Here is a 25687-nt window from a genome sequence, read left to right on the forward strand (position 1 = left end):
TTAAACCCTAGGTTAGGAATTGAAAGTCATAAACTAACGCTGAACGCTAGGTTAAACCCTAGGTTAGGAATTGAAAGTCAGAAACTAACGCCGGACGCTAGGTTAAACCCTAGGTTAGGAATTGAAAGTCAGAAACTAACGCTGAACGCTAGTTAAACCCTAGGTTAGGAATTGAAAGTCAGAAACTAACGCTGAACGCTAGTTAAACCCTAGGTTAGGAATTGAAAGTCAGAAACTAACGCTGATACCGAGGGTGTGGGGATCTTCAGGGGGAGGTCGTGGATTGGCTTGCGCAGCCAGCAGCGATCGGCGCCTCTGGGTCCATGAGGCTGCACGTTTGCACCGCCCGGACCGAATATTGCACCCCACAACCGTGAATGCCTCAAGACTGATTAGTCTTCGAAGCATCCCTGCTCCCTTGAGTCGTCTGGCAAAAATCCCTGCCCCTGGCAGGCTCCACAATCTTCGCGTAGAGCGAACGAATCACAGCACGCCGTACAGCACTTGAATGGCGAGTATCTCACCCGGTCCCGCAATATTCGGTACCGCGCCCAATCTTTCCCTTCGAACGCCTCTTGTGCCAAATCTACTAGCACCCGATATGCATCAGGATCTTCTACCCCCTGAAGCGTTCTTCCGTCGACCATCCGTGCCGTTTCAATGAGGTGGAGCGTTCTGCCGTTTTGACCAACCAGGAGCAGCCCCTTGATCACGCCAAGCTCGCCGGAAGTCCGCAGCACAATACGAAGCTGGTCCCGGTCCTGGATCACAGTGCCATCAGAGCTGAACGCGGCAGTTCGGCCTTCCTCATAGTAGTTGCCCTGTAGCCTATCCGCTGGCGCCTGCCTTCCTCTACTACGTTGTAGGTGGACGCCCGGCAATACAGCTCATAAGCGAACTGTTCTTCAAGTCCCGCGCTATAGGCCGCTTGGGCTAGTTCCCTTAGGTCGTGTTGCTCCAATGGTTCGAACAAGCCAAGTGCCTCCAGATCTGCAGTGAAAATTTTCATCACCTGCAGATAGGCCTCGGGGTTACTCAGCCTCAGATGTTCGTTGTGCAGTAGTCCATTCCAGTGCGCCAGGGCTTCTGGTTTGGAAAGTGTTTTTTTGTCCATGGGGCGATGACACCAGGCTGAAGGTCATTCGATCAGATTAAAGCCATCCCTGCTCTTGGGGCATTTTGTGGCGCCTCGGCAATTCTCTCCTCTCATTGGCTCGTGCCCTGGGAAGAAGATCAGGCATTCCGCTTCCAGTGTGAAAGCCAGAGCTTGGAGAGTGACGTACGAGCAGTCGCGCAGTGGTCGCTGGTAAGGGTGGGTGGCAGGTTCTCCATGAACCACGCGACAGCTTTGACCTGGTCCTCATCCAGGTTGAGTCGAAGTGGTTTTCGATCGATTACATTTTGTGCCATCGCTGGGGCCTTATACTGTATGCATGTACAGTATAAGCTGTACTGACAATCAGGCAAAGGTGCGACGGTCGGTTGATGATCTTAGGGCAAATCTCAGGCCGGATCAGGTCAATTTAGGCCTCAATGTTTTGCTGGAATGCCTCTTTTTTTGGGCTAAAGCACTCTATGGCAAGATCTGGGCGGGTGAAAATCCTTATACTTGAGAGGGGGTGAATCAGTGCGGCACAATTCACTGGTGTGCTTTTCGTTCGTAGCTGCCTGAAGAGTCCGTATACCGGCCTTTCTGACGAGAGAGAGTTATGCTTGATAATATTTTATTCAAAAGCTCAGGTAGCCATGAAAAAATAATAGACGTTGGTGCTCTTGCCGAAGCGCTAATTTTTTACGGTAAAGTGCGCGTTCTCGGCGATGCGGGAATGGTGCAATATTTAGTTAGGAAAATTCCTCCTTTGATTCTGATTCGATTGATAGAGTCTGGTCGATTAGAGTTTTATTTCAATCATGATTCGCTGGCGGTTAGATCCCAACAACATTATAGGGGAGAAACTCACGAGCTTGTAAGGTTCAGTTTAGCTAATGTTTCTTATGAAGATCGGGCGGTACAAGCTTTCAGACAGGCAGTGACCTCGTCACAAGCGAAGCTCGCTGGATATAAGTTTGGACGTTTGGTAAAAAAATTCGAGCATGAGAGCTTTGGGCAAAAGCCAGTGATCGAAGCCCTTGCGGGGAGTGCCAGCACGCAAGCAGCTGTAGAGATGCTCATACGAAATCTAGCTCCTGAATACACGCAGGTCGAAAGTTATAAGTTTGATATTAATTTGCTTGGGGGGAGCAGGTTTACCGTTGATACCAATATAGATTTTTTAAAGGTCAATCAGTCCTATCATTTGAGGGTGCCGCCGAGTCATTCGACCTTGAATTCAGCGTTAATCGTTAGCCGCCTGCAAACAGCATATGCATCTGCGTTTTATGGCGCGGCGTTCGACTCAGAGGTGTTTGACAGTGCTCTTGATGCGGCCCTTGGGCTCAGTGCTTTGGAAGGTGTGTTGAAGCGAAGCGCAGCAGGATCTAAAAATGTTGGCGAGTTTGTGGAGCTAACTCTTGAAAATACCTATGCAATACGGGAAGCAGTCAATACCGGGAGAGTGGCATTTTCTGAAGTAATGGTCCTCCTGGAGTCAGCAGATAAGTTCAGGCATTGGGTAGCTGGCGTTCCCAACGATAAAGACTTGAAAAGCGCGTACTATCAAGAAGTCGTAAAAGGGTCGAAGTTCGAAAAGCTTCCTGTTAAAACGTCCAAGTGGGCAGGGTTGACCGCCGTTGGTCTCGGTTTGGATTTGCTAGGTGCCGGAGGGTTTGGAACAGCAGCAGGAGTCGCACTGGGCGCGGCTGACACCTTTTTGTTAGAAAAATGGGCTGCAGGCTGGAAGCCCAGCCACTTTATAGAAGGTGATTTCAAGCGAGTATTTGGAGAGCGACAGGCAGCCGTCTAGCTGCACCGCCCATTTTGGCTTCAGACTGCCGCGTTGATGGTACAAAATTGATATGCGCACTCATGTAGAAGCGTTCACGCCTTGCAGATCGAGGTCTAATCCATCATCAGCCGTGTCAGCCTGATGCGCTGATGACCCGATGCCACTCAGTTTAGGCCCTGCGATTGTGCCGACTCAGATCGGCGCGATGGGGCAAAAATGGGGCAAATCCAGCGCCATCTTATGCCACTCAGCGCCTGTTTATGCAGAAATGCGCGCTTGCATAAACAGGCTGTACCCCCGTCGCCACAAGGCTGTAGAGAGCTTGAGCTAAAACCCCAACACAATCGGGGTATGTATTAGGTGCCTGTCTGTCTTGAGGCGTGGAAGGTTAAGTCGTTGTCTTTGATATGCTGGATAGCCATGTGGCAATTTGGTCTTTGGCAAGAATAAATATTACGATTAGAAGGAGTGAATAAAGTATATTGCCAAATACGCCTGAAAGAATTGACCAGCCGAATGACTTGGCTCCGAGTTCTCTCTTTAAGCTCTTTAGTTCGCCTTCGACATATTTCGAAAGTGTATCTTCTGCTGCTCTAACATGTGCGGCTAGGCTTGGGTTGGACAGAAGTATGGTGTTAATAGCAGCAGGTGTTAAATTTGGGTCCTGTGCTAAGGTCTCATATTGTTGGCTATAGACGCTGAATGCTAGGTCGCGGGCGCAAGCATTAATTTTGTTTTTAGTGCAGTGCTGCTCGATAATTTCGTATGGCGTCGGCATTATACGTCCTCCGACTGGCTGGGTGAGGAGCGTCGCCAATCCCGCGCAAGTCTGTCTAGTTGGATGTATAGAGCTGGTGCAGTGCCTTCGCTTCTTGACACATAAACAAGTTTAACTACCGCGAAATAAAATTTTGGAAGTGCCTCGCCAAGACGCTCGTAAGCTAGTCGCTCATCATAAACGCCGGCACGGATACCAATAGCTAAATTTTCAAAGTAGTCTAATGCGCCAAAGATTTTCCCGAAGTTATCATCAAGTAGGTCGTCGCTTGGCCTAAACTCATGCCACAAAACTGTTGAGAGAATATCTGTAATGTGCTCAGGGACTTGGATCGCAGTAAGGGTTCGCTGGACCCTTAAAGCTCTATTTTCAAGTTCGTAAGACCGCCCCATGCGCATTAGGATCATTGCGATCATAAATGTACCCAAAGCGGCCATCGCGCTAAGGGCAAAACTCGTTGCGTCATAATAATTCATCAGCAGTCCTTGTTGTATGTAAAGGCGGGTTACGCGGCGGGATGATAGCAAAGCGATGCTGGTATTGGGATGCAATCAGTGAATTCAATGAGTTATGTGAGGGCGCCTAAGATGTGCATTGGAAATCGATGGGTAGGACGAAAGGGAGTCTGGGTTTGAGTGAGGATCATAGGGTGGGTGGTACAAAAATGGTACAGGCTTAAGTTGGTTCTCTTGTAGGCCTTACAGGTAAAGGCTTTCAAAAAATATCGGTCCAATCCATCATCGGCGCCACGCTGAAGCGGCGGGACGGCTCAGGGCGCGGGTTTACTGGGGTTGCAGCGGATTCTAGGGGCATGGTCTACGACGTGTCTTGTACCAATTTCGGGGCGTTTTTGGCGTTTCACAGGAGGCGTTGGTACAGGTGATGCCGCGCTGGTCGGTGCAAAAACAAAGGTGACATAGTCTACCAAGACTGCCAGGTATTCGCCCGTTGGCCGGTCGCCCAAATGGTCAGCTGGCAGCCTGCGCTGCTCTGAATTTTTATTTCATATGATCTGGGGGTTATGGGGCGTGGTTGAAAGGCAGGTAACTACTGCCAATAAATCAATGATGTACATCAATTTTCTCCCCACTCATGCCTTCTATATTGCTGTTAAAGGAATGAGTAGCGTCTCTTGCTCTCGCTACATGGCGTTGGTGTGGGCGCCAATAAAACAATAAGGAGTCGCCCCTATATCGAACGTTCGTCGCAACAGACGGTGAACGCACGATAGCCGCAAGGTCTTGCCCATGAAGTCAACCGTCGTTTCCGTCGCCCGCAAACTCAAACTTTATCAATTGGTGGTCTTCGACCAGGTGCTGCGCAGCGGCTCCCTGATGGGGGCCGCGCAGGTATTGAACCTCACCCAGCCCGCCGTCACCAAGATCATTCACGACATGGAGACGTTTCTCGGTGCAGCGCTGCTGGTGCGTGGCAACCGCGGTGTACACGCAACCGAGCTCGGGAGTGTGGTCCTGCGTCGGGTCCACGCCATGCTCACCGAGCTGCGCAGCCTGACCGACGAGGTCAACGCTTACCACAGTGGTTCCACCGGCCAGGTCATGGTGGGGTCGTTGACCTCGGCATCGACCTTGCTGCTGCCACACACGTTGCGCCAGCTCAAGGCTCGCGCGCCCGGAGTGTTGGTGACGGTAAGGGTCGGCCAGATGGATCAATTGTTCTCCAGCCTGCTGGCGGGCGAGCTGGACATCGTGATCGGGCGCATTCCCGATGACTGGCGCTGGCACGAGTACGAGCCACGGCTGAAGGTCGACGTGTTGTGCGAGGAGGGGCTGTGCATTGTTGCTGGCGCCGAACACGTGCTGCATGCCAGCGGTCAGCCGGTGAGCCTGGCGGAGCTGCATCCGTTTCCCTGGATTCTGCCGCCGCGCAGCGGCTTGTTGCGCCGTACTGTCGATGGCCTGTTCGAGGCACTTGAGCTGGGGCCGCCCACCAATGTAATCGAGTCGATCGCGACCCTTACCAACTACGAACTGATGCAAGACCAACAGACCATTGGCTTCCTTCCCCTGCAAACCGCTCAGCAGCTGGCCCAGAGCGGCAAGCTCAAGGCGTTTGATCTGGGCAAACCGATGAACTTTGGCAGCATCGGCTGTTTTTACTCTGGCATTCGCAACCTTGACCCAGCCACCCGTCTGTTCAGGGAGTGCCTGACCCTGGCCAATCAAACATTGCTGGCGTCGACGGATTCACCCAGCCATTCCTAAACGTAATAGTCACAATCAGTCTGTTGATGGGAGCTGGCTAATAGCCGCACATATAATAAGGGGAACGCAATCTGAATTGATTCAAGTACATACGGATCCTTGAGCATGAGAAGTAATCTGCCGGTCACCCAACAGGAAGTCATTTTCCAGAATGAACAGCGGCTGATTTCTGCCACCGATCTGCACGGTAACCTGACTTACTGCAATGACGAGTTGGTGGCCATCAGTGGTTTCAGCCGGGAAGAGCTGCTGGGGAGCCCACACAATATCGTCCGTCATCCGGATATGCCCGAGGCCGTCTTTGCCCATATGTGGTCCTACCTGAAGGACGGCAAAAGCTGGATGGGAATCGTCAAGAACCGCTGTCGCAATGGCGATCATTATTGGGTCAGTGCTTATGTCACCCCCGTGCTGGAAGGCACCGTAGTGGTGGGTTATGAGTCGGTTCGGGTCAAGCCGCTGCGGGCTGATATTGAACGTGCGTCTGCGTTGTACGAGCGCATGCGATCAGGCAAAGCCAGGTGGAGTCTCAAGGGCCTGGGCCGTAACCTGATGGAGCAGGGATTAGTGCCGGTTCTGGTGGGCTTGCCGTGCCTGGCGGCGGTGATGTACCTGGATCGCTGGCCCGCGATCGGCGTGCTGGTGGCTGGGTTTGCTACCGTGCAGACCGTGTCACAGTGGCGCTTGCAGCACGCCTTCGCCAAGGTGCGAAGTGCAACGCCAGACAGTTTCGACAGTGAGTTGATCGCCCGCACGTACACCGATGAGCAGGGCGTAGTGGCGCAATTGATGATGTCGCTGATCAGCGAGCAGGCCAAGTTGCGTACGGCACTGAGCCGCTCCAGCGACTATGCCAACCGGACCGAGGCGATGGCAGCCCAGAGCGGGCAGTTGGCACAGGCTTCGGTTTCATCCTTGCAGCGTCAGCGCGATGAGTCCGACATGGTTGCCACGGCCATGACACAAATGGCGGCATCGATTGCCGAGGTCTCCACCCATATTCATGACACCGCAGGCGAAGCCGAAGGTGTTAACCAGTTAACCCAGGTTGGCTCGCAGGAAGCGGGCAAGACGCGTCTGGTGATCGAGACGTTGCAGCAAACGGTGAGTCAGATCAGTCAGTCGGTTGAGCACTTTGCCGGCGAAACGCAGTCGATCCAGATCGCCTCGAACATGATTCGCCAGATCGCTGACCAGACCAACCTGCTGGCGCTCAACGCGGCGATCGAGGCGGCCCGGGCGGGTGAGCAGGGCCGTGGATTCGCCGTGGTCGCCGATGAAGTGCGGGCGCTGGCCTTCAAGACCCAGGAATCGACAGAGACTATCCAGAGCATCATCCAGTCGCTGCACAGCGCGGCCAACCAGGCGGTGGATATTGCCCGTCAGGGCAGCGATGAGGCGCATGTGGGCGTCGACCAGGTGATTGCCACGCAAAACGCTCTCGACGGTATCGGTGTCGCAGTGGAGCGCATTCACCAGATGACCGAACAGATGGCGGCGGCCTCCCAGCAGCAAACCCATGTGGCCGAAGACATCAGCCGTCAGATCACCACCATCGCTCAGGTGTCGGAGCAAAACGTGGATATTGCCGCCAGCTCCGCCACCCTTGGTCGGGAGCTGGAGCAAACTGCGCACGACATGTACGCGTTGGTGGATCGGTTCAACCGTTAGGCGGCTGCTGGCCTCAGAACGCCAGCTTGTAACCGATCATCAGCAGCATGGCGGCCAGGCAGGGGCGCAGCACGCTATCGGAAATACGCCCGGTCAGGTGGCTGCCCAGGTAGATGCCCGGCAACGAACCCAGCAGCAGGTAACCCAGCAGCGACCAGTCCATGTTGCCCATGCTGGCATGACCGAGGCCGGCAACCAGGGTCAGCGGTACGGCGTGAGCAATCTCGGTGCCGACCAGGCGGCGGGTGACCAGGTAGGGGTACAGCAGGAACAGCGCCACAGTGCCCAGTGCACCAGCGCCGATGGAGGTCAGCGAGACCATCACGCCAAGGACCACACCGGTCACGACGGTCAGTGTGTTGAGCGCGCGGCCGCTCAGGTGATAGCGGTCACCGGCGTGCTTGCTGGCAAAGGCCTGCAGTTTGCTTTTGAACAGGATGGCCAGGGCAGTGAGTATCAGTACAACAGCCAGGCCCTGTTTGATCACGGCGTTGGCCGCCTGGGTGTCGGTGTCCAGGGTGCTGAGAAAGTACAGGGTCGCAGCTGCGGCCGGGACACTGCCCAGGGTCAGCCAGCCGGTGATTTTCCAGTCGATGTTCTTGTTTTTGCCGTGTACCCAGACGCCGCTCGCTTTGGTGATGGCGGCATACAGGAGGTCTGTACCGACCGCTGTGGCGGGGTTGATGCCGAACCAGAGCAGGATCGGGGTCATGAGGGAACCGCCGCCTACGCCGGTCATGCCGACGATAAAACCAACGACAAGGCCTGCAATGGTGAAGCCGAAAGAACCTACATCCATAATCTACCTAAACGCTCAACGGGCCCGTGATCGGATGGCAGCCAGCATAAAGGTTTTTTTATAGCGAAATAGACTAGTTCGTTATTAGGTTATAACTGAAGAGGCCGTGCCGGCTCATCGGTCCGTCATCACCACCATCACATGGGCATCTTCACCATCGTCGCTCTCTGACAGGTAGATGTGACCAATGTTGCTGTTGAAGTAGGCCGTCTCTTGCGGGCCGATACTGACGGCTTCTCCGGTTTCGAAAACGATCCGCACGCGGCCACTGAGCACCAGCGCAAATTCCTGACCGGGGTGGCGGATGAAATCGTCAAACTGCTGGCGCTCTCTGGCAATGATCCGTGCATACATCGGGGTCATCAGGCGTTCGGGAAACTCGCCGGCAATCACGTGGTAGTCGTAGGTCCCGGTGCTGTAGCCCGGGGCCGACGGCAGGGTGTTGACCACCACCGTGGTTGAAGCGGGGGCGTCGCCGACTTCGGCGCTTCGAAACAGCTGGGCAATGTCGACATTCAGGGCCCGCGCCGCTGACGCGAGTTTTTCGTAGCTGACCGAGACCTGGGCCAGTTCCATTTTCGACAAGGTCGATACCGGCACCCCGGAACGCTCTGACAACTGTTTGAGGGTCAGTTGCTGGCTCTTGCGCACTGTCCGCAGGCGGGTTCCGACTTCGGTGCGGTCGATCGGGGGGAGCGCGCCAGGGCGGACGGCAGCAGGGGAGCGGTCACTCATCAAGAATCTCAATCAGGCATTACGGGCGAGCATCTTACCGTGGCCGCTTGCGTAAATTAAAATTCTCATATATTAGAATTCTCATAAGTGATAATTTTAGATTTCCATCAGACAATGGCAAGGTTATGACGCAGATTTTCGACAGCGTGATCATTGGCGCCGGTATCGCAGGTGCTTCTTTGGGCTACCGGCTGGCCGGCCAGCAACGCGTGCTGCTGCTGGAGCGTGAATCGCAGCCCGGCTACCACTCGACCGGGCGTTCGGCGGCAATGTTCATGGAAGCCTACGGGACGCCGCAGATTCAGGCGCTGACCCGCGCCAGCCGGGCGTTCTACGAGTCGCCGCCGGCCGGATTCTGCGACCACCACTTGCTGGAGCCGCGCGGCTGCCTGTACATCGCCAACCTGGAGCAGCAGGCACTGCTGGCGGACAGTTACGCGCAGAACCTGGCCAACGGCACCGAAGTCAGTCTGCTCGACGCACAGGCCGCACTGGCGCTGGTGCCGAGCCTGCGCGGCGAGGTGCTCGCCGGTGCTATCCATGAGCCGGGGGCGATGGACCTTGATGTGCATGCCCTGCATCAGGGGTTTTTACGCGGTTTTCGTCAGGCTGGCGGCGAGCTGCGCTGCAACGCCGAGTTCGTTGAAGGACGCTTTGTCGACGGTGTCTGGCAAGTGCAGTTGGGCGATGGCGCGGTGGTGCAGGCGCGCCAGCTGGTCAACGCGGCGGGCGCCTGGGCCGATCAGGTCGCGGTTGCCTGCGGCGTGTCGCCGGTTGGCCTGCAGCCCTGCCGTCGCAGCGCGTTTACCTTCGAAGCGCCGACAGGCCAGACGATTGCCGACTGGCCGACCGTCATCGGCATTGATGAAAGTTTCTACTTCAAGCCCGATGCCGGGCAACTGCTGGGCTCACCCGCCAATGCCGACCCGGTCGAGCCGCAGGATGTGATGGCCGAAGAGCTGGACGTAGCGATCGGTATCTACAACATCGAAGCCATGACCCACCTGAGCATCCGTCGGCCCAACCATACCTGGGCCGGGCTGCGCTCGTTCGTTGCCGATGGCGACCTGGTCATCGGCCGTGAGCCACAGAACCCTGCATTTTTCTGGCTGGCCGCCCAGGGTGGCTATGGCATCCAGTCGGCAGCCGGCGTTTCCCAGCTGGCCTGTGCGCTGCTGCTGGATCAAGCGCTTCCCGCTTCGCTGAGCGCCGAAGGTGTCGAGCCGCAACGCTTGTCACCGGCGCGTTTTCGTTAATCCCAAGAGGACATTCCCATGAGTTCGACTATCCAGCGTATTCCCAGCCACTTGCCGTATCCGTTCTCCAAGGCGGTCAAGGTCGGCGGCTTCCTGTTCCTCTCCGGGCAGATCCCGATGAACGCCGCAGGCGAAGTGGTGAAGGGCGATATCCAGGCACAGACCCAGGCCACCCTCGAGCGCATTGGCGAGACTCTGGCAGAGTGCGGGGTTGGCTTCGATCAGGTGGTCAAGGCCACGGTGTGGCTGTCTGACATGGCGCATTTCGCCGGCTTCAACGAGGTCTACAAGACATTTTTTGCCAATGGCTTCCCCGTGCGTTCGACCGTCAGTGCCGGGTTGGCCCTGGGGGTGGATGTGGAGATCGAAGTGCAGGCCTGGATCGGCAACGACTGAGGCCAACACTGCTGCGTGGTGCCGGGAAATAACAACAAGGCCCGTTCAGGGCCATAGCTGCCAGAGGGTTCGAAATGAATGATCAGCTGAAAATTGCAGGCGCCTTTATCGGCGTGATCGTGGGCGCAGGCTTCGCTTCCGGGCGGGAGTTACTGCTGTTTTTCGTCAATTTCGGCATCTGGGGGCTGGTCGGCACGCTGGTCAGTGCGGCGCTATTCACCTTTCTCGGCATGGCCCTGGCGGGCTTGGGCAACCGCCTGCAGGCAACTTCCCACAAGGATGTGGTGTACGCCATTTGTGGGCGTTACCTGGGGTTGTTCGTCGACCTGCTGATTACCTTCTTCATGTTTGGCGTGACGGTGGTGATGCTGGCCGGTGGCGGCGCCTTGCTTGAACAACAGTTCGGAATTCCGGCACTGGCCGGTAGCGTGTTCGTGACGCTGGTTGTGGTGGCGGTGGTTTGCCTGGACGTGCACAAAGTGATTGTCCTGATTGGCGCCGTGACGCCGTTCCTGATTCTGGCCGCCACGGTGATCGCGCTGTATGCCGTGTTCACCCGTGACCTGAGTTTTACCGCTTTGGATCAGGTTGCCGGTCAGCAAGAGGCAGGTGCCAGCCACTGGCTGCTGGGGGCAGTGCTGTATGTCTCGTACAACGTGGTGGCCGGGGCGCCGATGCTGGCGATTCTCGGCGGTTCGGCACGCCTGGAAAAAACCGCCATCTGGGGCGGCATCCTGGGTGGCCTGGGCTTGGGCGGCCTGATGCTGGTAATGAGTGCCGGGTTGTTGTCGCGTCTGGACTCGATTGCTGATCTGCCAATGCCGATGCTGTCGATCGCCAGTGAAATCTCGCCGGCATTGGGCGTGATCATGTGCGTGATCATCTTCGGCATGATCGTCAACACCGCGGTGGGCATGCACTATTCATTTCTGGCGCGGCTGTTGCCACCGGGTACCCGAAACTTCCGAGTGGGGGCAGTGGTGGCCGGGGTGGCGGCGTTCATTTGCAGCCTGATCGGCTTTATCAGTCTGGTTGGCCAGGTCTATCCGTTGTTCGGCTACCTGGGCTTCGTGGTGATGCTCGCTGTGCTGGTCGGCTGGGTGCGCATGGGCCGGGTCAAGCGCGCCGTCGTGGTATAGCAACGGGCTCCTGACGAGGGCACTGCTGGCCCTCGTCAGGGTTATGCTCAGATCTTGAAACTGTCGACCAGTTGCTTCAGGCGGCCAGCCTGTTGGGCCAGCGCGTCGCAATGGCGCAGGGTGTCGTTGAGGTTGGATACCCCTTGCTGGTTCAGCACGTTGATCTGGGTGATGTCCAGGTTCAGGCTTTCGACCACGGCTGTCTGTTCCTCGGTGGCCGCCGCCACCGACTGATTCATGCCGTCGATCTCACCAATGCGCTGGGTCACGCTGTTCAGGCGTTCACCGGCCTGGTTGGCGACCAGCACGCTTTCCTCACTGGACACCTGGCTGGCGTTCATGGTGTGCACTGCCTCGCGGGAGCCGACCTGCAGGGTGGTGATCATCTTGTGAATCTCTTCAGCCGACTCCTGGGTGCGATGGGCCAGGTTGCGCACTTCGTCGGCAACCACGGCAAAGCCGCGGCCGGCTTCCCCGGCGCGGGCAGCTTCGATGGCCGCGTTCAGCGCCAGCAGGTTGGTTTGCTGGGAGATGCCTTTGATCACATCGAGGATCTGTCCGATATCGTCGGTGCTGGCATTGAGCGTTTCGATCTGCTCGCAGGATTCGCTGATTTTTTGCGACAGTGAGGTCATGGCCGAAATGGTCGCTTCCACCACTTGGCGACCGTCATTGGCCTGTTCACTGGCACCGCTGGCGTGCTGCGAGGCATCGGCCGCATTGCGGGCGATTTCCTGGGTGGCGGCGCCCAGTTCGTTGATTGCGGCGGCGACGCTGTTGGTGCGCATGCTCTGTTCTTCGGAGCCGATGATCGAGGCGTTGGAGGCACTCATCACGCGCTCGGACAGGTCATGCACCTGGCGAGTGGCCGAAGACACTTCTGCAATCGAGGCGTGAATGCGTTCGACGAACTGGTTGAAGGCCGCAGCCAAGTCACCGAACTCGTCCTTGTTCTCCACGACCAGACGGCGAGTCAGGTCGCCTTCGCCCTGGGCGATGTCCTGCATGGCCCGGCCCATGGTAGTCAATGGCCGCATCAGTACCGGAATCAACACGCCAAGCAACCCGGCAATCATGGCTACTGCGATGAGCATGGCGATGATGGCTGAGGTGCGGAACTGACTGAGGGCGGCGTAGGCCTTGTCCTTGTCGATCGACAAACCGATGTACCAGTCGGCTGACGGCAGGCCGCTGACCGGGGCGAAGGCAATGATCCGCTCTTCGTTGTTGAGCGTGACCTCATGGGTACCTGCGGCAACGCTCAGGTTGCTGCCCGGGTAGATGTCCCTGAGGTTCTTCATCACCTTGTCTTTGTCCGGGCTGACGATCACCTGGCCTTTGCCGTCCACCAGGAAGGCGTGACCGATTCCGCCGAAGTCGACGGCATTGATGATGTCGACCAGCGTGCCCAGGCTCAGGTCGCCACCGACCACGCCCAGCAGTTCACCGCTGGTCTTGCTCTTGACCGGCATGGCAATGGTGACCACCAGCCCGCCGACGGCAGCCATGTAGGGCGGGGTCAGCATGGTCTGATTGGCGGCGATGGCAGCGGTGTACCACGGGCGCTGACGGGGGTCGTAACCGTCAGGCATTTTTGCATCCGGGCGCTGGGTGAACACGCCGTTGGCCTGGCCGACATAGGTGAACTGGAAATTGTCGGTGAATGCAGGCTGGTCGACCAGCCCCGGGAAGTCGGCATTGCTGCCCTGGTGGGCAACGTCCTGGGCAAGGTTCTCCAGGAGCAGCACGCGGCCGTCCATCCAGTTGCGCACGCTACTGGCGGTCAACGCGCCGGCTTGCTTGACTGAAGACTCGATGTTTTGCCGCAGGGTATTGCGCTGGAGGTAATCGTTGTAGAGGGTAAACAGTGCGAAAGCCAGAACCACGACGCCGCAGGCGCACAGCAGGATCTTGTGGCGAAATTTCAGGTTCATGTTCCGAGACCTTGTGCCAGTAAGGAGGAGCCCGCGCGGGGCTTTTGGCCAATGCACGGGCTTATCCTCACGGCTATCGGCCGCAGCCTTGAAAAGCTGAAAGGCAGATTGTCGCAGGGCAAGTCGGGGGATGCGGCCCACGCCCGTCAGGCGCTAGACGCCGAGCAGCCGCACCAGTGCCTGTCCCGCTTTTTGCAGTGGCAGGTTGTGCCGCCAGAAGGCGTGCACCGGCAGTTGCAGTTCGTTGCGGGTGTTCTTGAAGTCCAGGCGCAGCAGTCGGCCGGCTTGCAGCAGTGGCGCCACCCGTGACAAGGGGAAGTCGCCCCAGCCGAGGCCGGCTTCTACCATCTCAAGCGCCATGCTCAGGCTGTTGGTGCGCCAGTGCGCCTTGCCGATCAAGGCGCGGGGATCGCTGATCGGCAAGTCCTGGCTGGCGACCAGAATCTGCCGGACATTAGCCAGGTCTTCGAGGTAGGCGATCTGTCGGGGGCGGTGCGCAAGGGCAGGGTGCTGCGGTGAAATGGTCGCCACAAGCGACTCCATGCCGACCTGCTGAAAGCGTTGCCGCGGGTCGACCGTCAACCCGGCGAACGCCAGGCACAGGCTGGCGCGTCCACTGTGCAGCAGCGCCAGTGCTTCTTCCTGCGGAGCGCTGAGCAGTTCGACCTCCAGCAGCGGATACTGTGCGCTGATGGTCTTGATCGCGTTCAGCAGGGGGGCGTGATCGATGTCCGGGACCACGCTGATGGTCAGCGTGCTTTCCAGCCCCTGGGACAGCTCCAGGGCATGCACCTGCAATTGGCCCAGCTGTGCGGCAATCATTCGCGCCTGCGGCGCCAGGGCTTGCGCCAGGGGCGTGGGCTGCGCTTCGCGGTGGGTGCGGGTAAACAGGGCATAACCCAGTTCGGCCTCGAGGTTGCCGACGGCCATGCTCACGGCCGAAGGCACGCGGCCCAGCGCCCGTGCGGCGGCCGAGAACGAGCCGTGATCGAGCACGGCAAGGAACAGTTCGATGTTGTCGCTGGAAAAATTCAATGTGGGCCTCCTGTCAGTAAATCTGATAGCAGCCGACTTTTTCTGTCAATAATATTGACGCATTCTTGCGCGCCTCTGCCGCCCGGACGGGTAGCGCTTCATGAACAATCGAGGTAACGCAGTGCAAGGTGTGAAACGCAAACTGGTGTATGTGAGTGCTTATGAACTGATCGGACTGTGCCTGTCGACCCTGGGGCTGGCGTATCTGTCGGACACGGCGCCAAGCAGCACCGGCCCGCTGGCGGTGATGATCACGACCATCGCCATGGCCTGGAATTTCATCTACAACACGCTGTTCGAGCGCTGGGAAAGTCGTCAGCTCAAGCGCGGGCGCAGTGTTGCCCGGCGTGTAGCGCATGCCATCGGCTTCCAGTTGACCCTGGTGGTCTTCCTGATCCCGCTTATTGCCTGGTGGCTGGGCATGAGCCTGATCGAGGCGTTCCTGGTGGACCTGGCGTTCATCATCCTGATCCCTTGCTACACCTTCCTGTACAACTGGCTGTTCGATCGCCTCTTTGGCTTGCCGACGTCGGCGCAGGCCGTGGATAACCATGGTGTTGCCGCCTGAGGGGAGTTACTGCGCCGGCAAGACAATGCGCAAAGAACCGGTTTCAGATTCCTCGGGCAGGCGCCTGGCGCCAAGCAGGCTTTCCTCGACTTCGCCGGACAGGTAGTAGACGCCGGCCATGGTGCCCGTCTTGCGATTCTCCATGAGCTCACGCCATTCCTGGTTGAGCGCCACATTGAGGATCACCCGCAACTGCTCGATCATTGCCGGTTGTTCCTGGTTGTGCGACATGATGCCGTAGCCGGTGGCGGCCACTGAAATCAGTGCGCCGGCGACACGGCCCACGGCGGAAGCTACGGCACTGGCGATCCCTCGGGGTGCCAGGGTGGCGCTGAGTTTTTCGCTGGCCTGCTGCGCCACCGAAGACAGGCTGACATCGGCGCGTTGGGTGCCAGCCCGCACGGCGCTGTGCATGTGCTTGACCAGAGCCGCGTAGGCAGGCTGCTCGGCCAGCGATTTGCTGTAGAGCAATTGATGCAGCGAAGCGTTGAGCGCTGCGGGTGGCCCCAGGTTGATGGCCTGAATCCGCGTCAGGCGCAGATTGAACTGCTCGGGTGGTGCCCGATAGCGCTGGGCCAGTTGTTGCAACTGCTGGCCGAGCAACTGGACATACAGCTCCATGGCGCGGTCGCGAATACCTTCAGGGTCGATCTCCTTGGCCACCTGGTCGAGCACGCGCTGGTGATACTGCTCTTGCAGGTAGGCCGCCAGGCGCTTTTCCGGTGGCTCCTTACCTTCGCCGCTGTTGATCTTGTACCAGGCCACCTTCATCGTCAGCCATTGCTGGGTCCAGTAGCCGGTGAACCAGGGGATGAAATCGCTCTCGGTGAACTGCTGTACCCGGTCTTTCCAGACGCGCATCGAGCGTCGTGCATAGTCATTGACCGAACTGGTAGTGGCCAGTGACGCGTCGATGATTTCCCGGTCGATCTGCTCCCAGGTGGCGGGGCTCAGTTGAATGGGAGGGGGCTCGGGCGCCTTTTGTCGGGAACTGCAGCCGCCCAGTGTCAGCAGCAGTGCAAACAGGAGAATGAGGAGGTTGCGGGGGCTCACAAGCGATACCCCCTTGTGACGGAGTGCTTGGCGAGTTGGGTGCCTTGTTGGTTTCAGTATAGGTGGGCAGAAAGCCGGGGTTGCATCAGAAAGGAATAACGCCAGCCCCCATCGCCTGCAGGGTCGGCGATGGGGGCAGTGCGTCGTTTGACTAAAGCGGCGCAGGCGCGAGGAATGCCGCCTCCAGCAACTGTTGGGTGTAAGTGCTTTGCGGCGCCGCGAAGACGTCCGCTGCCGCTCCTTGTTCAACCACTTTGCCTTGTTTGACCACCATCAATTGATGGCTCAAGGCCTTCACCACGGCCAGGTCATGGCTGATGAACAGGTAGGTCAGGTTGTATTTGATCTGCAGTGAGCGCAGCAGTTCGACCACCTGGCGTTGCACCGTGCGGTCCAGAGCCGAGGTGGGTTCGTCGAGGAGGATCAGCGCCGGTTTGAGTACCAGGGCCCGGGCAATGGCAATGCGCTGGCGCTGGCCACCGGAAAACTCATGGGGGTAGCGGTGGCGCGCCTGCGGGTCCAGGCCTACCTCCTTCAACGCGGCGATAATCGCTTGTTCCTGCTCCTCCGCGGTGCCGATGCGGTGAATGCGCAGGCCTTCGCCGACAATATCGCTGACGCACATGCGCGGGCTGAGGCTGCCGAAAGGGTCCTGGAACACCACCTGCATCTGCCGCCGTAACGGTCGCACCTGTTGTTGATTGAGGTCCTGCAGCGCTGTTCCCTGAAAGCGAATGGCGCCCCGGCTACCGATCAGGCGCAGGATGGCCAGGCCCAGGGTGGATTTTCCGGAACCGCTCTCTCCGACGATCCCCAGGGTCTGGCCTTGAGGCAGGCTGAAGTTGATGCCATCCACGGCTTTGACGTGGTCGACGGTACGGCGCAACAGGCCTTTTTTGATCGGGAACCACACGCGCAGGTCTTCCACCTCGAGCATCGGCTTGCCCGGTGGGTTGTCGGCAGGGCCACCGCTGGGCTCGGCGCCCAGCAGCATCTGGGTATACGGGTGGGTGGGGTTGCTGAACAAGGTGGCGCAGTCGGCCTGTTCGACAATGCAGCCGCGCTGCATTACGCAGACCCTGTGGGCGATGCGCTTGACCAGGTTGAGGTCGTGGCTGATCAACAGCAAGGCCATACCCAGGCGCGCCTGCAGCGATTTCAGCAGCTCGAGGATCTTGAGCTGCACGGTGACGTCGAGGGCGGTGGTCGGTTCGTCGGCAATCAGCAACTCCGGCTCGTTGGCCAGGGCCATGGCGATCATCACGCGCTGGCGCTGGCCGCCTGAGAGCTCATGGGGCAGCGCCTTGAGGCGTTTGTGCGGCTCGGGGATGCCCACCAGATCGAGCAGCTCCAGAGTGCGCGCCGTTGCCTCTTTACCGCGCAGGCCCTTGTGCAGCAGGAGAATTTCGTTGATCTGCTTTTCGATGGAGTGCAGCGGGTTGAGCGAGGTCATCGGCTCCTGGAAGATCATCGCGATGCGGTTGCCACGGATCTGGCGCATCTGCTTTTCGTCCAGGGTCAACAGGTCGCGACCTTCGTAGTGAATGCTGCCGCTGGGGTGACGCGCCAGCGGGTAGGGCAGCAGGCGCAGGATCGAGTGCGCGGTTACCGACTTGCCCGAGCCGCTTTCGCCCACCAGGGCCAGGGTTTCGCCGCGGCGGATGTCGAAGCTGATGCCTTCGACCACGCGCTGGGTTTGCTCGCCGGTCACGAACTCGACAGACAGGTCGCGTACTTCGATCAAGGTGTCGTTGCTCATGTTATTTCCTCGGGTCGAAGGCGTCGCGAGCGGACTCGCCGATGAACACCAGCAGGCTGAGCATCAATGCCAGCACCGCAAAGGCGCTGATGCCAAGCCAGGGTGCCTGCAGGTTCGACTTGCCCTGGGCGACCAGTTCGCCCAGCGACGGCGCGCCGGGCGGCAGGCCGAAGCCGAGGAAGTCCAGGGCGGTCAGGGTGCCGATGGCGCCGGTGAGAATGAACGGCATGAAGGTCATGGTCGAGATCATGGCATTGGGCAGGATATGCCGGAACATGATCGAGCCGTCCTGCATGCCCAGCGCACGTGCAGCGCGCACGTATTCAAGGTTGCGCCCGCGCAGGAACTCGGCGCGCACCACATCCACCAGGCTCATCCAGGAAAACAGCAGCATGATGCCTAGAAGCCACCAGAAGTTGGGCTGGACGAAGCTGGCCAGGATGATCAACAGGTACAGCACCGGCAGGCCTGACCAGATCTCCAGGAAGCGCTGCCCGGCAAGGTCGACCCAGCCGCCATAGAACCCCTGCAGGGCACCGGCGATCACGCCGATGATCGAGCTGAGGATGGTCAGGGTCAGGGCGAACAGCACCGAGATGCGGAAGCCGTAGATCACCCGGGCGAGCACGTCGCGACCCTGGTCGTCGGTACCCAGCCAGTTCTGCGCTGAGGGCGGCGCAGGGGCGGGCACCTTGAGGTCGTAGTTGATGCTCTGGTAGCTGAACGGAATCGGCGCCCACAGCACCCAGCTGTCCTTGGCGGCCAGCAGTTCGCGAATGTACGGGCTCTTGTAGTTGGCCTCCAGCGGGAATTCACCGCCAAAGGTGGTTTCCGGGTAGCGCTTGATGGCCGGGAAGTACCATTCGCCGTCATAGCGCACGGCCAATGGCTTGTCGTTGGCGATCAGCTCGGCACCCAGGCTCAGGCCGAACAGGATCAGGAACAACCACAGCGACCACCAGCCGCGGCGGTTGGCCTTGAAGCGCTCGAAGCGCCGGCGATTGAGAGGGGACAGGTTCATCTCAGTGCTCCCGGCTTTCAAAGTCGATGCGTGGATCGACCAGGGTGTAGGTCAGGTCGCCGATCAGCTTCACCACCAGCCCCAGCAGGGTGAAGATGAACAGGGTACCGAAGACCACCGGGTAATCGCGGTTGATTGCCGCTTCAAAACTCATCAGGCCCAGGCCGTCGAGGGAGAAGATCACTTCAATCAACAAGGAGCCGGTGAAAAAGATGCCGATGAACGCCGACGGGAAGCCGGCGATCACCAGCAGCATGGCGTTACGGAACACGTGCCCGTAGAGCACGCGGTTCGGGCTCAGGCCCTTGGCCTTGGCGGTGACCACGTATTGCTTGTTGATCTCGTCAAGGAAGCTGTTCTTGGTCAGCAAGGTCATGGTCGCGAAGTTGCCGATCACCAGGGCGGTCACCGGCAGCACCAGGTGCCAGAAGTAGTCGAGGACCTTGCCCAAGGTGCTGAGCTCGTCGAAGTTGTTCGAGGTCAGCCCGCGCAGCGGGAACCAGTCCAGGTAGCTGCCGCCGGCAAACACTACGATGAGCAGGATGGCGAACAGGAAGGCCGGGATGGCGTAGCCGATGATGATCGCCGAACTGGTCCAGACATCGAAGTGGCTGCCATGACGGGTGGCCTTGGCGATGCCGAGCGGGATCGACACCAGGTACATGATCAGCGTGCTCCACAGCCCCAGGGAGATCGACACCGGCATTTTTTCGATGATCAGGTCGATGACCTTGGCATCACGGAAGAAGCTGTCGCCGAAATCCAGGTGGGCGTAGTTCTTGATCATGATCCACAGGCGTTCCGGTGCCGACTTGTCGAACCCGTACATCGTTTCGATTTCTTTGATCAGCGCCGGGTCCAGGCCTTGCGCGCCGCGGTAGTTGGATCCGGCCACCGACACCTCGGCACCGCCACCGGCGATGCGGCTGGTGGCGCCTTCGAAGCCTTCAAGCTTGGCGATCATCTGCTCGACCGGGCCGCCGGGGGCAGCCTGGATGATCACGAAGTTGATGATCAGAATGCCCAGCAGGGTTGGAATGATCAGCAGCAAACGCCGGAAGATGTAGGCCAGCATGCTATTGCGCCCCTTCGGTCGGTTGCGCAGCGGGCGCGGTGGTCACTGGTACGGCGGGCTCGACATTCGGCTTGATCCACCAGGTGTTGATGCCGATGTCGTACTTGGGCGATACCTCAGGATGGCCGATGTGGTTCCAGTAGGCGACCCGCCAGGTCTTGATGTGCCAGTTGGGGATCAGGTAGTAGCCCCACTGCAGTACACGGTCCAGGGCACGGCAATGCTCGATCAGACTCTGCCGGGAGTCGGCATTGATCAAGTCTTCGACCAGGGTGTCGATGGCCGGATCCTTGAGGCCGATAAAATTGCGGCTGCCGGGGTTGTCGGCGGCTGCACTTTGCCAGAACTCGCGTTGCTCGTTGCCCGGCGAATTGGACTGCGGATAGCCACCGACGATCATGTCGAAGTCCCGCGAACGCAGCCGGTTGATGTACTGGGAAACGTCTACCCGGCGGATCACCAGATCTATCCCGAGGTCGGACAGGTTGCGCTTGAAGGGCAGCAGTACGCGCTCGAACTCGGTCTGGGCGAGAAGAAACTCGATGGACACCGGTTTGCCCTGGGCATCGACCATCTTGTCGTCGACGATGCGCCAGCCGGCTTCCTGCAGCAGTTTGTATGCCTTGCGTTGCTGTTCGCGGATCATGCCGCTGCCATCGGTAACCGGGTTGGCAAAGGGCTGGGTAAAGACTTGTTCGGGGATCTTGCCGCGCAAGGGTTCGAGGATCTTCAGCTCGGCAGCATCCGGCAGGCCGGTTGCCGCCATTTCGGAGTTCTCGAAATAACTGCGGCTGCGGGTATAGGCGCCATTGAACAGTTGCTTGTTGGTCCACTCGAAATCCAGCAGCAGGCTCAGCGCCTCGCGCACCCGCACATCCTGGAACAGCGGGCGGCGCAGGTTATAGACGAAACCCTGCATGCCGGTGGGGTTGCCGTTGGGCAACTCTTCGAGAATCAGGCGTTTCTGTCGCACGGCTGGCACATCGTAGGCGGTAGCCCAGCTTTTCGCCGCCGTCTCCAGGCGGTAGTCGAACTGACCGGCTTTCAAGGCTTCCAGCGCCACGGCGCTGTCGCGGTAATAGTCGGTGGTCATGACATCGAAATTGTAGAAGCCGCGGTTGACCGCCAGGTCCTTGCCCCAGTAGTCCTTGACCCGCTCATAGCGAATCGAGCGTCCGGCTTTGACGTCGGCGACCTTGTATGGGCCGCTGCCCAGCGGGATTTCAAGGTTGCCCTTGGTGAAGTCGCGACCTTCCCACCAGTGCTTGGGCAGCACCGGCAACTGGCCGAGGATCAGCGGCAGTTCACGGTTGTTGCTGTGTTTGAACTTGAACAGCACCCGCTGCGGGTCTTCGGCGATGACCTCGGCAACATCGGCGTAGTAACCGCGAAACAGCGGTGCGCCGCTTTTGATCAGGGTGTTGAAGGTGAACACCACGTCTTCGGCATGGATCGGATGGCCATCATGAAAACGTGCTTCAGGGCGCAGGTAGAAACGCACCCAGCTGTTGTCCGGGGCTTTCTCGATCTTGCCGGCCACCAGGCCATATTCGGTGAACGGTTCGTCCAGGCTCTGGGTCATCAGGGTGTCGTAGATCAGCGAGATGTCATCGGCCGACACGCCTTTGTTGATGAACGGGTTGAGGCTGTCAAAGCCGCCAAAGCCTGCCTGGCGGAAGGTGCCGCCCTTTGGCGCATCCGGATTGACGTAATCGAAATGCTTGAAGTTGGCCGGGTATTTCGGCGCTTCGTCATACAGGGTCAGGGCATGCTGGGGCGCGGCCAGTGCCTGGGCACTGAAGCAGGCCAGCAGCAGGGCGCAGGCCTTCATGCGCAGGCTGGGCATAGACGTCATTGGGCGTTCTCCGAAGGCTTTATCCACCAGCTGTTGAGCCCCAGGGTATAGGGCGGCGTGGTGACGAAGGCGAACCGGTTACGGTAGGCCAGGCGGTGATTGTCCAGATACCAGTTGGGAATCATGTAGTACTGCCATAGCAATACCCGGTCCAGGGCGCGCGCGGCAGCCACTTGTTCATCGCGAGTCTGTGCGCCGAGCAGGGTCTCGAGCAGGTGGTCGACCACCGGGTCTTTGACGCCAGCATAGTTCTTGCTGCCCTTGGTCGAGGCCTGGCTCGAGTGAAAGTACAACCATTGCTCAAGGCCCGGGCTGAGGGTCTGGTTCAGGGTCATCAGAATCATGTCGAAATCGAACTGGTCCAGGCGCTGTTTGTACTGGGCCCGGTCTACGGTACGCAAGCGTGCATCGATGCCGATGCTGGCGAGATTTTCGACATAAGGTTGCAGAATGCGTTCAAGGTTCGGGTTGACCAGCAGCAGTTCAAGCTTCAGTGGATTGCCTTTGCTGTCGAGCAGGCGCTGGCCATTGAGTTTCCAGCCGGCCTGGGCCAGCAGGCCAAGGGCCTGGCGCAGGGTCTGGCGGCTGGTGCCGCGCCCATTGGTGTGGCTGACCTTGTAGGGTTCGGTGAACAAGGCGGCGGGTAGCTGATCGCGAAACGGCGCCAGCAACAGCCACTCTTTGCCCACCGGCACTCCGCTGGCGGCAAATTCGCTGTTGGGGTAGTAACTGGTGGCGCGGCGGTAGGCGCTGCTGAACAGCGCGCGGTTGGTCCATTCGAAATCCAGCATCAGTCCCAGCGCCTGACGCACCCGTGGGTCGCTGAATGCGGCACGGCGACTGTTGATGAACAGGCCTTGAGTCTGGGTCGGTATCTTGTGCGGGATCTGTGCCTTGATCACTTCGCCACGGCGTACTGCCGGAAAGTTGTAGCCGTTGGCCCAGTTCTTGGCCTGGTGCTCGATATAGATGTCGAACTCGCCGGCTTTGAAGGCCTCGAAGGCCACGGCGCTGTCACGATAGAACTCATACTCGACCCGATCGAAGTTGTACTTGCCCCGGTTGACCGCAAGGTCCTTGCCCCAGTAGTCCTTGACCCGTTCGAACACCAGCCGTCGCCCCGGCTGCACGGCGGTGATCCGGTACGGGCCGCTGCCCAGCGGCGGCTCGAAGGTGGTGGCCTTGAAGTCGCGATCTTTCCAGTAATGCGCTGGCAGAACGGGCATTTCGCCCAGGCGCAGGATCAACAGGGCATTGCCGGCGCGTTTGAACACGAAGCGAATGCGCTGTGGATTGAGGATGTCGACGCGTTTTACTTCCTGCAGGTTGGTGCGGTAGATCGGGTGGCCTTCCTTGAGCAGCGTCCGGTAGGAAAACGCCACATCGCTGGCAGTGATCGGATGGCCGTCATGAAAGCGTGCTTCCGGACGCAGGTTGAACACCACCCAGCTGCGGTCCTCGCTGTACTCCACAGAGCCGGCGATCAGGCCATAGCCGGACGTAGGTTCGTCACCCGAGGGGTCGTACTGGCCGGTGCCGACCATCAGGGTTTCATTGAGTTCGTTCACCCCGTACTGCAGGAAGTTGGGGGTGGTAACCGGGCTTGAACCTTTGAACGTGTAAGGGTTGAGGGTGTCGAACGTGCCGAATGCCATGGCACGCAAGGTTCCGCCTTTGGGCGCTTGCGGATTGACCCAGTCGAAGTGGGTGAATTTGGCTGGGTACTTGAGCGTGCCGAACTGCGCGTAACCGTGGCTTTCGCTGATTGTCGCGACTGCGGGAAAGCTCAAGGCCAGGCTGAGTGACAGCAGGAGGGGACGTATCAAGTCGGCATCCGATCCAGAGGCATTGGGCTTTGATCGGGTAACAGTAACAGCTTGCAGGGCAAGGAAAAAGAGCACCCGCAAGGGCGCTCCCAAAGGCCTTGGCCATGCAGGAGAAGGCTTCGCGGGTAAACCTGATTTGTGGGAGCGGGTTCACCCGCGAATGGGGCGCAGAGCGGCCCCCGGGTTTACATCAATGCGGCAGGTAGACCGTAAGGGTCTGGCCTGGCTTGAGGGCGTGGCCGCTGCGCGGATTCCAGCGCTTGAGGTGTTGCATCTCGACGTTGAAGCGTTTGGCCACCAGGTACAGCGAGTCGCCTTTGCGTACCTTGTACTGGGTCGATTTTTTCTGGTCCTTGCCCTGGGCAGGCTGAGCGCTCTGCATGACCAGAGTCTGACCGGCTTTGAGGCCGTGGCCAGACAGCTTGTTCCAGCGCTGCAGGTCCTTGACGCTAACCTTGTTGGCGCGGGCAATGGACGCGAGGTTGTCGCCGCGCTTGACCCGATAGCGGCTGCTGCGGGTGGTGCTGGTGCGGGGCGTGGCTTCGGCCAGTGCGGCGTCGAACACGGCCTTTTTCGGCTGCAACGACAGCAGCTCTTCGGGCTTCATGTTCGACAGGCTGGTGGTCAGCAACTGCGCTTTGGCGGTTGGGACCAGCAGTTGCTGCGGACCATCGACGGTCATGCGCTTCTTGAACGCCGGGTTGAGCTGGAACAGCTCGTCTTCGTCCATATCCGCCAAGGCGGCGACCCGCGACAGGTCCAGACGGTCCTTGATGGCGACTGCTTCAAAATAGGGTTCGTTGGCGATCGGATTGAGGTTCACGCCGTAGGCCTGGGGCGTCATCACCACCTGTGACAAAGCCAGCAGCTTAGGCACGTAGTCACGGGTTTCCTGCGGCAATGGCAAGTTCCAGTAATCGGTTGGCAAACCGAGACGCTCGTTGCGCTCGATGGCCCGGCTGACAGTACCCTCACCGGCGTTGTAGGCAGCCAGTGCTAGCAGCCAGTCGCCGTTGAACATGTCGTGCAGGCGGGTCAGGTAGTCGAGGGCGGCGTTGGTCGACGCGGTGATGTCGCGGCGGCCATCGTAGAAACGGGTTTGACGCAGGTTGAAGTAGCGACCGGTGGAGGGGATGAACTGCCACAGCCCTACTGCATGGGCCCGCGAATAGGCCATCGGGTTGTAGGCACTTTCAATAGCTGGCAGCAGGGCCAGTTCCAGCGGCATGTCGCGCTCTTCGAGACGCTCGACGATGTAATGAATGTACAGGCTGCCACGGTCGCCGGCGGTTTCCAAAAAGGACGGGTTGCTGGCGAACCACAGGCGTTGCTGTTCGATGCGCGGATTGACGGCGATGTTGTCCTGCAGGGCGAAGCCTTGACGCATGCGCTCCCATACATCCTGGGGTTCCTGCTCGGCTTGCTTGACCGGAACGAACACCGGCTTTTGCTTCATCCGCGCCTGGTAATTGTGCGCGCGAACGCTCTCGGATTCGTCGAGCTGACGGGTGCTCTGGCAGCCCACAAGGGTGGCGGCCAGGGCCAGCGCACTGGCTTGGGCCAGGCGCGTCAGGGCGACGGAATTGAAGGTTCTGCGGCTATTCGACGACATTGGCGGGGACAAAGTTCCGGGCAAAAATGTCGGACGATTCTAGAAAGCGGCCCCTCGGTGGTCAA

20 protein-coding genes and 3 pseudogenes are annotated in these 25687 nt (G+C 59.1%); 8 read left to right on the forward strand and 15 right to left on the reverse strand.

All coding sequences use genetic code 11. The features are described from left to right. Window positions 1-766 precede the first annotated feature (766 nt). Entirely contained in the window at window positions 767-1114 is a 348-nt protein-coding gene (locus DM813_RS25880) for a hypothetical protein (protein WP_128326238.1), read from the reverse strand. A 595-nt stretch (window positions 1115-1709) separates the two neighbouring features. Here DM813_RS25880 and DM813_RS25885 point away from each other — a divergent pair. Further along, complete coding sequence (locus DM813_RS25885; protein ID WP_128326239.1) at window positions 1710-2903, forward strand: hypothetical protein; 1194 nt, start codon at window positions 1710-1712, stop codon at window positions 2901-2903. A gap of 370 nt (window positions 2904-3273) precedes the next feature. Here the strand turns inward: DM813_RS25885 and DM813_RS25890 are convergent, their stop codons facing one another. Together DM813_RS25890 and DM813_RS25895 are read right to left on the reverse strand one after the other, a co-directional pair. Further along, window positions 3274-3663, reverse strand: coding sequence for a hypothetical protein (locus tag DM813_RS25890; RefSeq protein ID WP_128326240.1), 390 nt, complete (start codon window positions 3661-3663; stop codon window positions 3274-3276). Then, on the reverse strand, window positions 3663-4139 hold the full coding sequence (locus DM813_RS25895) for a DUF4760 domain-containing protein (RefSeq protein WP_128326241.1): 477 nt from the start codon (window positions 4137-4139) through the stop codon (window positions 3663-3665). Before DM813_RS25895 ends, DM813_RS25890 begins: the two co-directional genes overlap by 1 nt. Before the next feature lie 771 nt (window positions 4140-4910). On the opposite strand from DM813_RS25895, the gene DM813_RS25900 reads away from it, so the two are divergent. The 3 genes and pseudogenes from DM813_RS25900 to DM813_RS29120 all read left to right on the forward strand — a co-directional run. After that, a complete protein-coding gene (locus DM813_RS25900; RefSeq protein ID WP_128326242.1) occupies window positions 4911-5888 on the forward strand; it encodes a LysR family transcriptional regulator in 978 nt (325 codons plus the stop codon). A gap of 105 nt (window positions 5889-5993) precedes the next feature. Next, window positions 5994-6257: pseudogene (locus tag DM813_RS29115) on the forward strand (PAS domain-containing protein); the annotation flags it as partial. A gap of 354 nt (window positions 6258-6611) precedes the next feature. Beyond that, window positions 6612-7559 (forward strand): annotated as a pseudogene (locus DM813_RS29120) (methyl-accepting chemotaxis protein); the annotation flags it as partial. 13 nt (window positions 7560-7572) lie between these two features. On the opposite strand, the gene DM813_RS25910 reads toward DM813_RS29120, so the two are convergent. Both DM813_RS25910 and DM813_RS25915 read right to left on the reverse strand, forming a co-directional pair. Beyond that, entirely contained in the window at window positions 7573-8358 is a 786-nt protein-coding gene (locus tag DM813_RS25910) for a sulfite exporter TauE/SafE family protein (RefSeq protein WP_128326244.1), read from the reverse strand. Between the two features lie 114 nt (window positions 8359-8472). Continuing rightward, complete coding sequence (locus DM813_RS25915; protein ID WP_128326245.1) at window positions 8473-9093, reverse strand: helix-turn-helix domain-containing protein; 621 nt, start codon at window positions 9091-9093, stop codon at window positions 8473-8475. Window positions 9094-9218: 125 nt separating this feature from the next. Here DM813_RS25915 and DM813_RS25920 point away from each other — a divergent pair, with 125 nt between their 5' ends. The 3 genes from DM813_RS25920 to DM813_RS25930 all read left to right on the forward strand — a co-directional run bounded on the left by DM813_RS25920 (window position 9219) and on the right by DM813_RS25930 (window position 11884). Continuing rightward, window positions 9219-10349, forward strand: a complete 1131-nt coding sequence (locus DM813_RS25920) for an NAD(P)/FAD-dependent oxidoreductase (protein ID WP_128326246.1) — start codon at window positions 9219-9221, stop codon at window positions 10347-10349. Between the two features lie 18 nt (window positions 10350-10367). Further along, a complete protein-coding gene (locus tag DM813_RS25925) occupies window positions 10368-10745 on the forward strand; it encodes a RidA family protein (RefSeq protein ID WP_128326247.1) in 378 nt (125 codons plus the stop codon). Window positions 10746-10819: 74 nt separating this feature from the next. Continuing rightward, window positions 10820-11884: a YkvI family membrane protein gene (locus DM813_RS25930; RefSeq protein WP_128326248.1), complete on the forward strand. Its 1065-nt coding sequence runs from the start codon at window positions 10820-10822 to the stop codon at window positions 11882-11884. Window positions 11885-11931: 47 nt separating this feature from the next. Here DM813_RS25930 and DM813_RS29125 read toward each other — a convergent pair whose 3' ends face one another. From DM813_RS29125 to DM813_RS25940, 3 genes and pseudogenes are all read right to left on the reverse strand, one after another. After that, window positions 11932-12717 (reverse strand): methyl-accepting chemotaxis protein, encoded by a 786-nt coding sequence (locus tag DM813_RS29125; protein WP_431312015.1) that lies wholly within the window; start codon window positions 12715-12717, stop codon window positions 11932-11934. 69 nt (window positions 12718-12786) lie between these two features. Then, window positions 12787-13818 (reverse strand): annotated as a pseudogene (locus DM813_RS29130) (HAMP domain-containing protein); the annotation flags it as partial. Window positions 13819-13971: 153 nt separating this feature from the next. Beyond that, a complete protein-coding gene (locus DM813_RS25940; RefSeq protein WP_128326250.1) occupies window positions 13972-14853 on the reverse strand; it encodes a LysR family transcriptional regulator in 882 nt (293 codons plus the stop codon). A 121-nt stretch (window positions 14854-14974) separates the two neighbouring features. Between DM813_RS25940 and DM813_RS25945 the strand changes: the two genes are divergently transcribed. After that, window positions 14975-15421: a PACE efflux transporter gene (locus DM813_RS25945; protein ID WP_128326438.1), complete on the forward strand. Its 447-nt coding sequence runs from the start codon at window positions 14975-14977 to the stop codon at window positions 15419-15421. Between the two features lie 6 nt (window positions 15422-15427). Here DM813_RS25945 and DM813_RS25950 read toward each other — a convergent pair whose 3' ends face one another. The 7 genes from DM813_RS25950 to DM813_RS25980 form a co-directional block, all read right to left on the reverse strand. Then, window positions 15428-16474, reverse strand: a complete 1047-nt coding sequence (locus DM813_RS25950; protein ID WP_206617431.1) for a hypothetical protein — start codon at window positions 16472-16474, stop codon at window positions 15428-15430. A 151-nt stretch (window positions 16475-16625) separates the two neighbouring features. Continuing rightward, window positions 16626-18233 (reverse strand): ABC transporter ATP-binding protein, encoded by a 1608-nt coding sequence (locus DM813_RS25955; protein WP_128326251.1) that lies wholly within the window; start codon window positions 18231-18233, stop codon window positions 16626-16628. A gap of 1 nt (window position 18234) precedes the next feature. Continuing rightward, window positions 18235-19254, reverse strand: coding sequence for an ABC transporter permease (locus tag DM813_RS25960; protein WP_128326252.1), 1020 nt, complete (start codon window positions 19252-19254; stop codon window positions 18235-18237). A 1-nt stretch (window position 19255) separates the two neighbouring features. Beyond that, window positions 19256-20329, reverse strand: a complete 1074-nt coding sequence (locus tag DM813_RS25965) for a microcin C ABC transporter permease YejB (protein ID WP_128326253.1) — start codon at window positions 20327-20329, stop codon at window positions 19256-19258. Between the two features lies 1 nt (window position 20330). Then, window positions 20331-22175, reverse strand: a complete 1845-nt coding sequence (locus DM813_RS25970; protein WP_431312016.1) for an extracellular solute-binding protein — start codon at window positions 22173-22175, stop codon at window positions 20331-20333. 5 nt (window positions 22176-22180) lie between these two features. Beyond that, on the reverse strand, window positions 22181-24010 hold the full coding sequence (locus tag DM813_RS25975) for an extracellular solute-binding protein (protein ID WP_128326255.1): 1830 nt from the start codon (window positions 24008-24010) through the stop codon (window positions 22181-22183). 190 nt (window positions 24011-24200) lie between these two features. Next, window positions 24201-25622, reverse strand: a complete 1422-nt coding sequence (locus tag DM813_RS25980; RefSeq protein ID WP_128326256.1) for a transglycosylase SLT domain-containing protein — start codon at window positions 25620-25622, stop codon at window positions 24201-24203. Between the last annotated feature and the right edge of the window lie 65 nt (window positions 25623-25687).

This window comes from Pseudomonas alkylphenolica, assembly GCF_004025535.1.
GTDB classification, from domain to species: domain Bacteria; phylum Pseudomonadota; class Gammaproteobacteria; order Pseudomonadales; family Pseudomonadaceae; genus Aquipseudomonas; species Aquipseudomonas alkylphenolica_A.

What these genes read in the sequence shown, in the direction of transcription:
- DM813_RS25880 (WP_128326238.1), bottom strand. Translation starts at nt 1,114, where the DNA reads ATGGACAAAAAAACACTTTCCAAACCAGAAGCCCTGGCGCACTGGAAT.
- DM813_RS25885 (WP_128326239.1), top strand. Translation starts at nt 1,710, where the DNA reads ATGCTTGATAATATTTTATTCAAAAGCTCAGGTAGCCATGAAAAAATA.
- DM813_RS25890 (WP_128326240.1), bottom strand. Translation starts at nt 3,663, where the DNA reads ATGCCGACGCCATACGAAATTATCGAGCAGCACTGCACTAAAAACAAA.
- DM813_RS25895 (WP_128326241.1), bottom strand. Translation starts at nt 4,139, where the DNA reads ATGAATTATTATGACGCAACGAGTTTTGCCCTTAGCGCGATGGCCGCT.
- DM813_RS25900 (WP_128326242.1), top strand. Translation starts at nt 4,911, where the DNA reads ATGAAGTCAACCGTCGTTTCCGTCGCCCGCAAACTCAAACTTTATCAA.
- DM813_RS25910 (WP_128326244.1), bottom strand. Translation starts at nt 8,358, where the DNA reads ATGGATGTAGGTTCTTTCGGCTTCACCATTGCAGGCCTTGTCGTTGGT.
- DM813_RS25915 (WP_128326245.1), bottom strand. Translation starts at nt 9,093, where the DNA reads ATGAGTGACCGCTCCCCTGCTGCCGTCCGCCCTGGCGCGCTCCCCCCG.
- DM813_RS25920 (WP_128326246.1), top strand. Translation starts at nt 9,219, where the DNA reads ATGACGCAGATTTTCGACAGCGTGATCATTGGCGCCGGTATCGCAGGT.
- DM813_RS25925 (WP_128326247.1), top strand. Translation starts at nt 10,368, where the DNA reads ATGAGTTCGACTATCCAGCGTATTCCCAGCCACTTGCCGTATCCGTTC.
- DM813_RS25930 (WP_128326248.1), top strand. Translation starts at nt 10,820, where the DNA reads ATGAATGATCAGCTGAAAATTGCAGGCGCCTTTATCGGCGTGATCGTG.
- DM813_RS29125 (WP_431312015.1), bottom strand. Translation starts at nt 12,717, where the DNA reads ATGAGTGCCTCCAACGCCTCGATCATCGGCTCCGAAGAACAGAGCATG.
- DM813_RS25955 (WP_128326251.1), bottom strand. Translation starts at nt 18,233, where the DNA reads ATGAGCAACGACACCTTGATCGAAGTACGCGACCTGTCTGTCGAGTTC.
- DM813_RS25960 (WP_128326252.1), bottom strand. Translation starts at nt 19,254, where the DNA reads ATGAACCTGTCCCCTCTCAATCGCCGGCGCTTCGAGCGCTTCAAGGCC.
- DM813_RS25965 (WP_128326253.1), bottom strand. Translation starts at nt 20,329, where the DNA reads ATGCTGGCCTACATCTTCCGGCGTTTGCTGCTGATCATTCCAACCCTG.
- DM813_RS25970 (WP_431312016.1), bottom strand. Translation starts at nt 22,175, where the DNA reads ATGCCCAGCCTGCGCATGAAGGCCTGCGCCCTGCTGCTGGCCTGCTTC.
- DM813_RS25980 (WP_128326256.1), bottom strand. Translation starts at nt 25,622, where the DNA reads ATGTCGTCGAATAGCCGCAGAACCTTCAATTCCGTCGCCCTGACGCGC.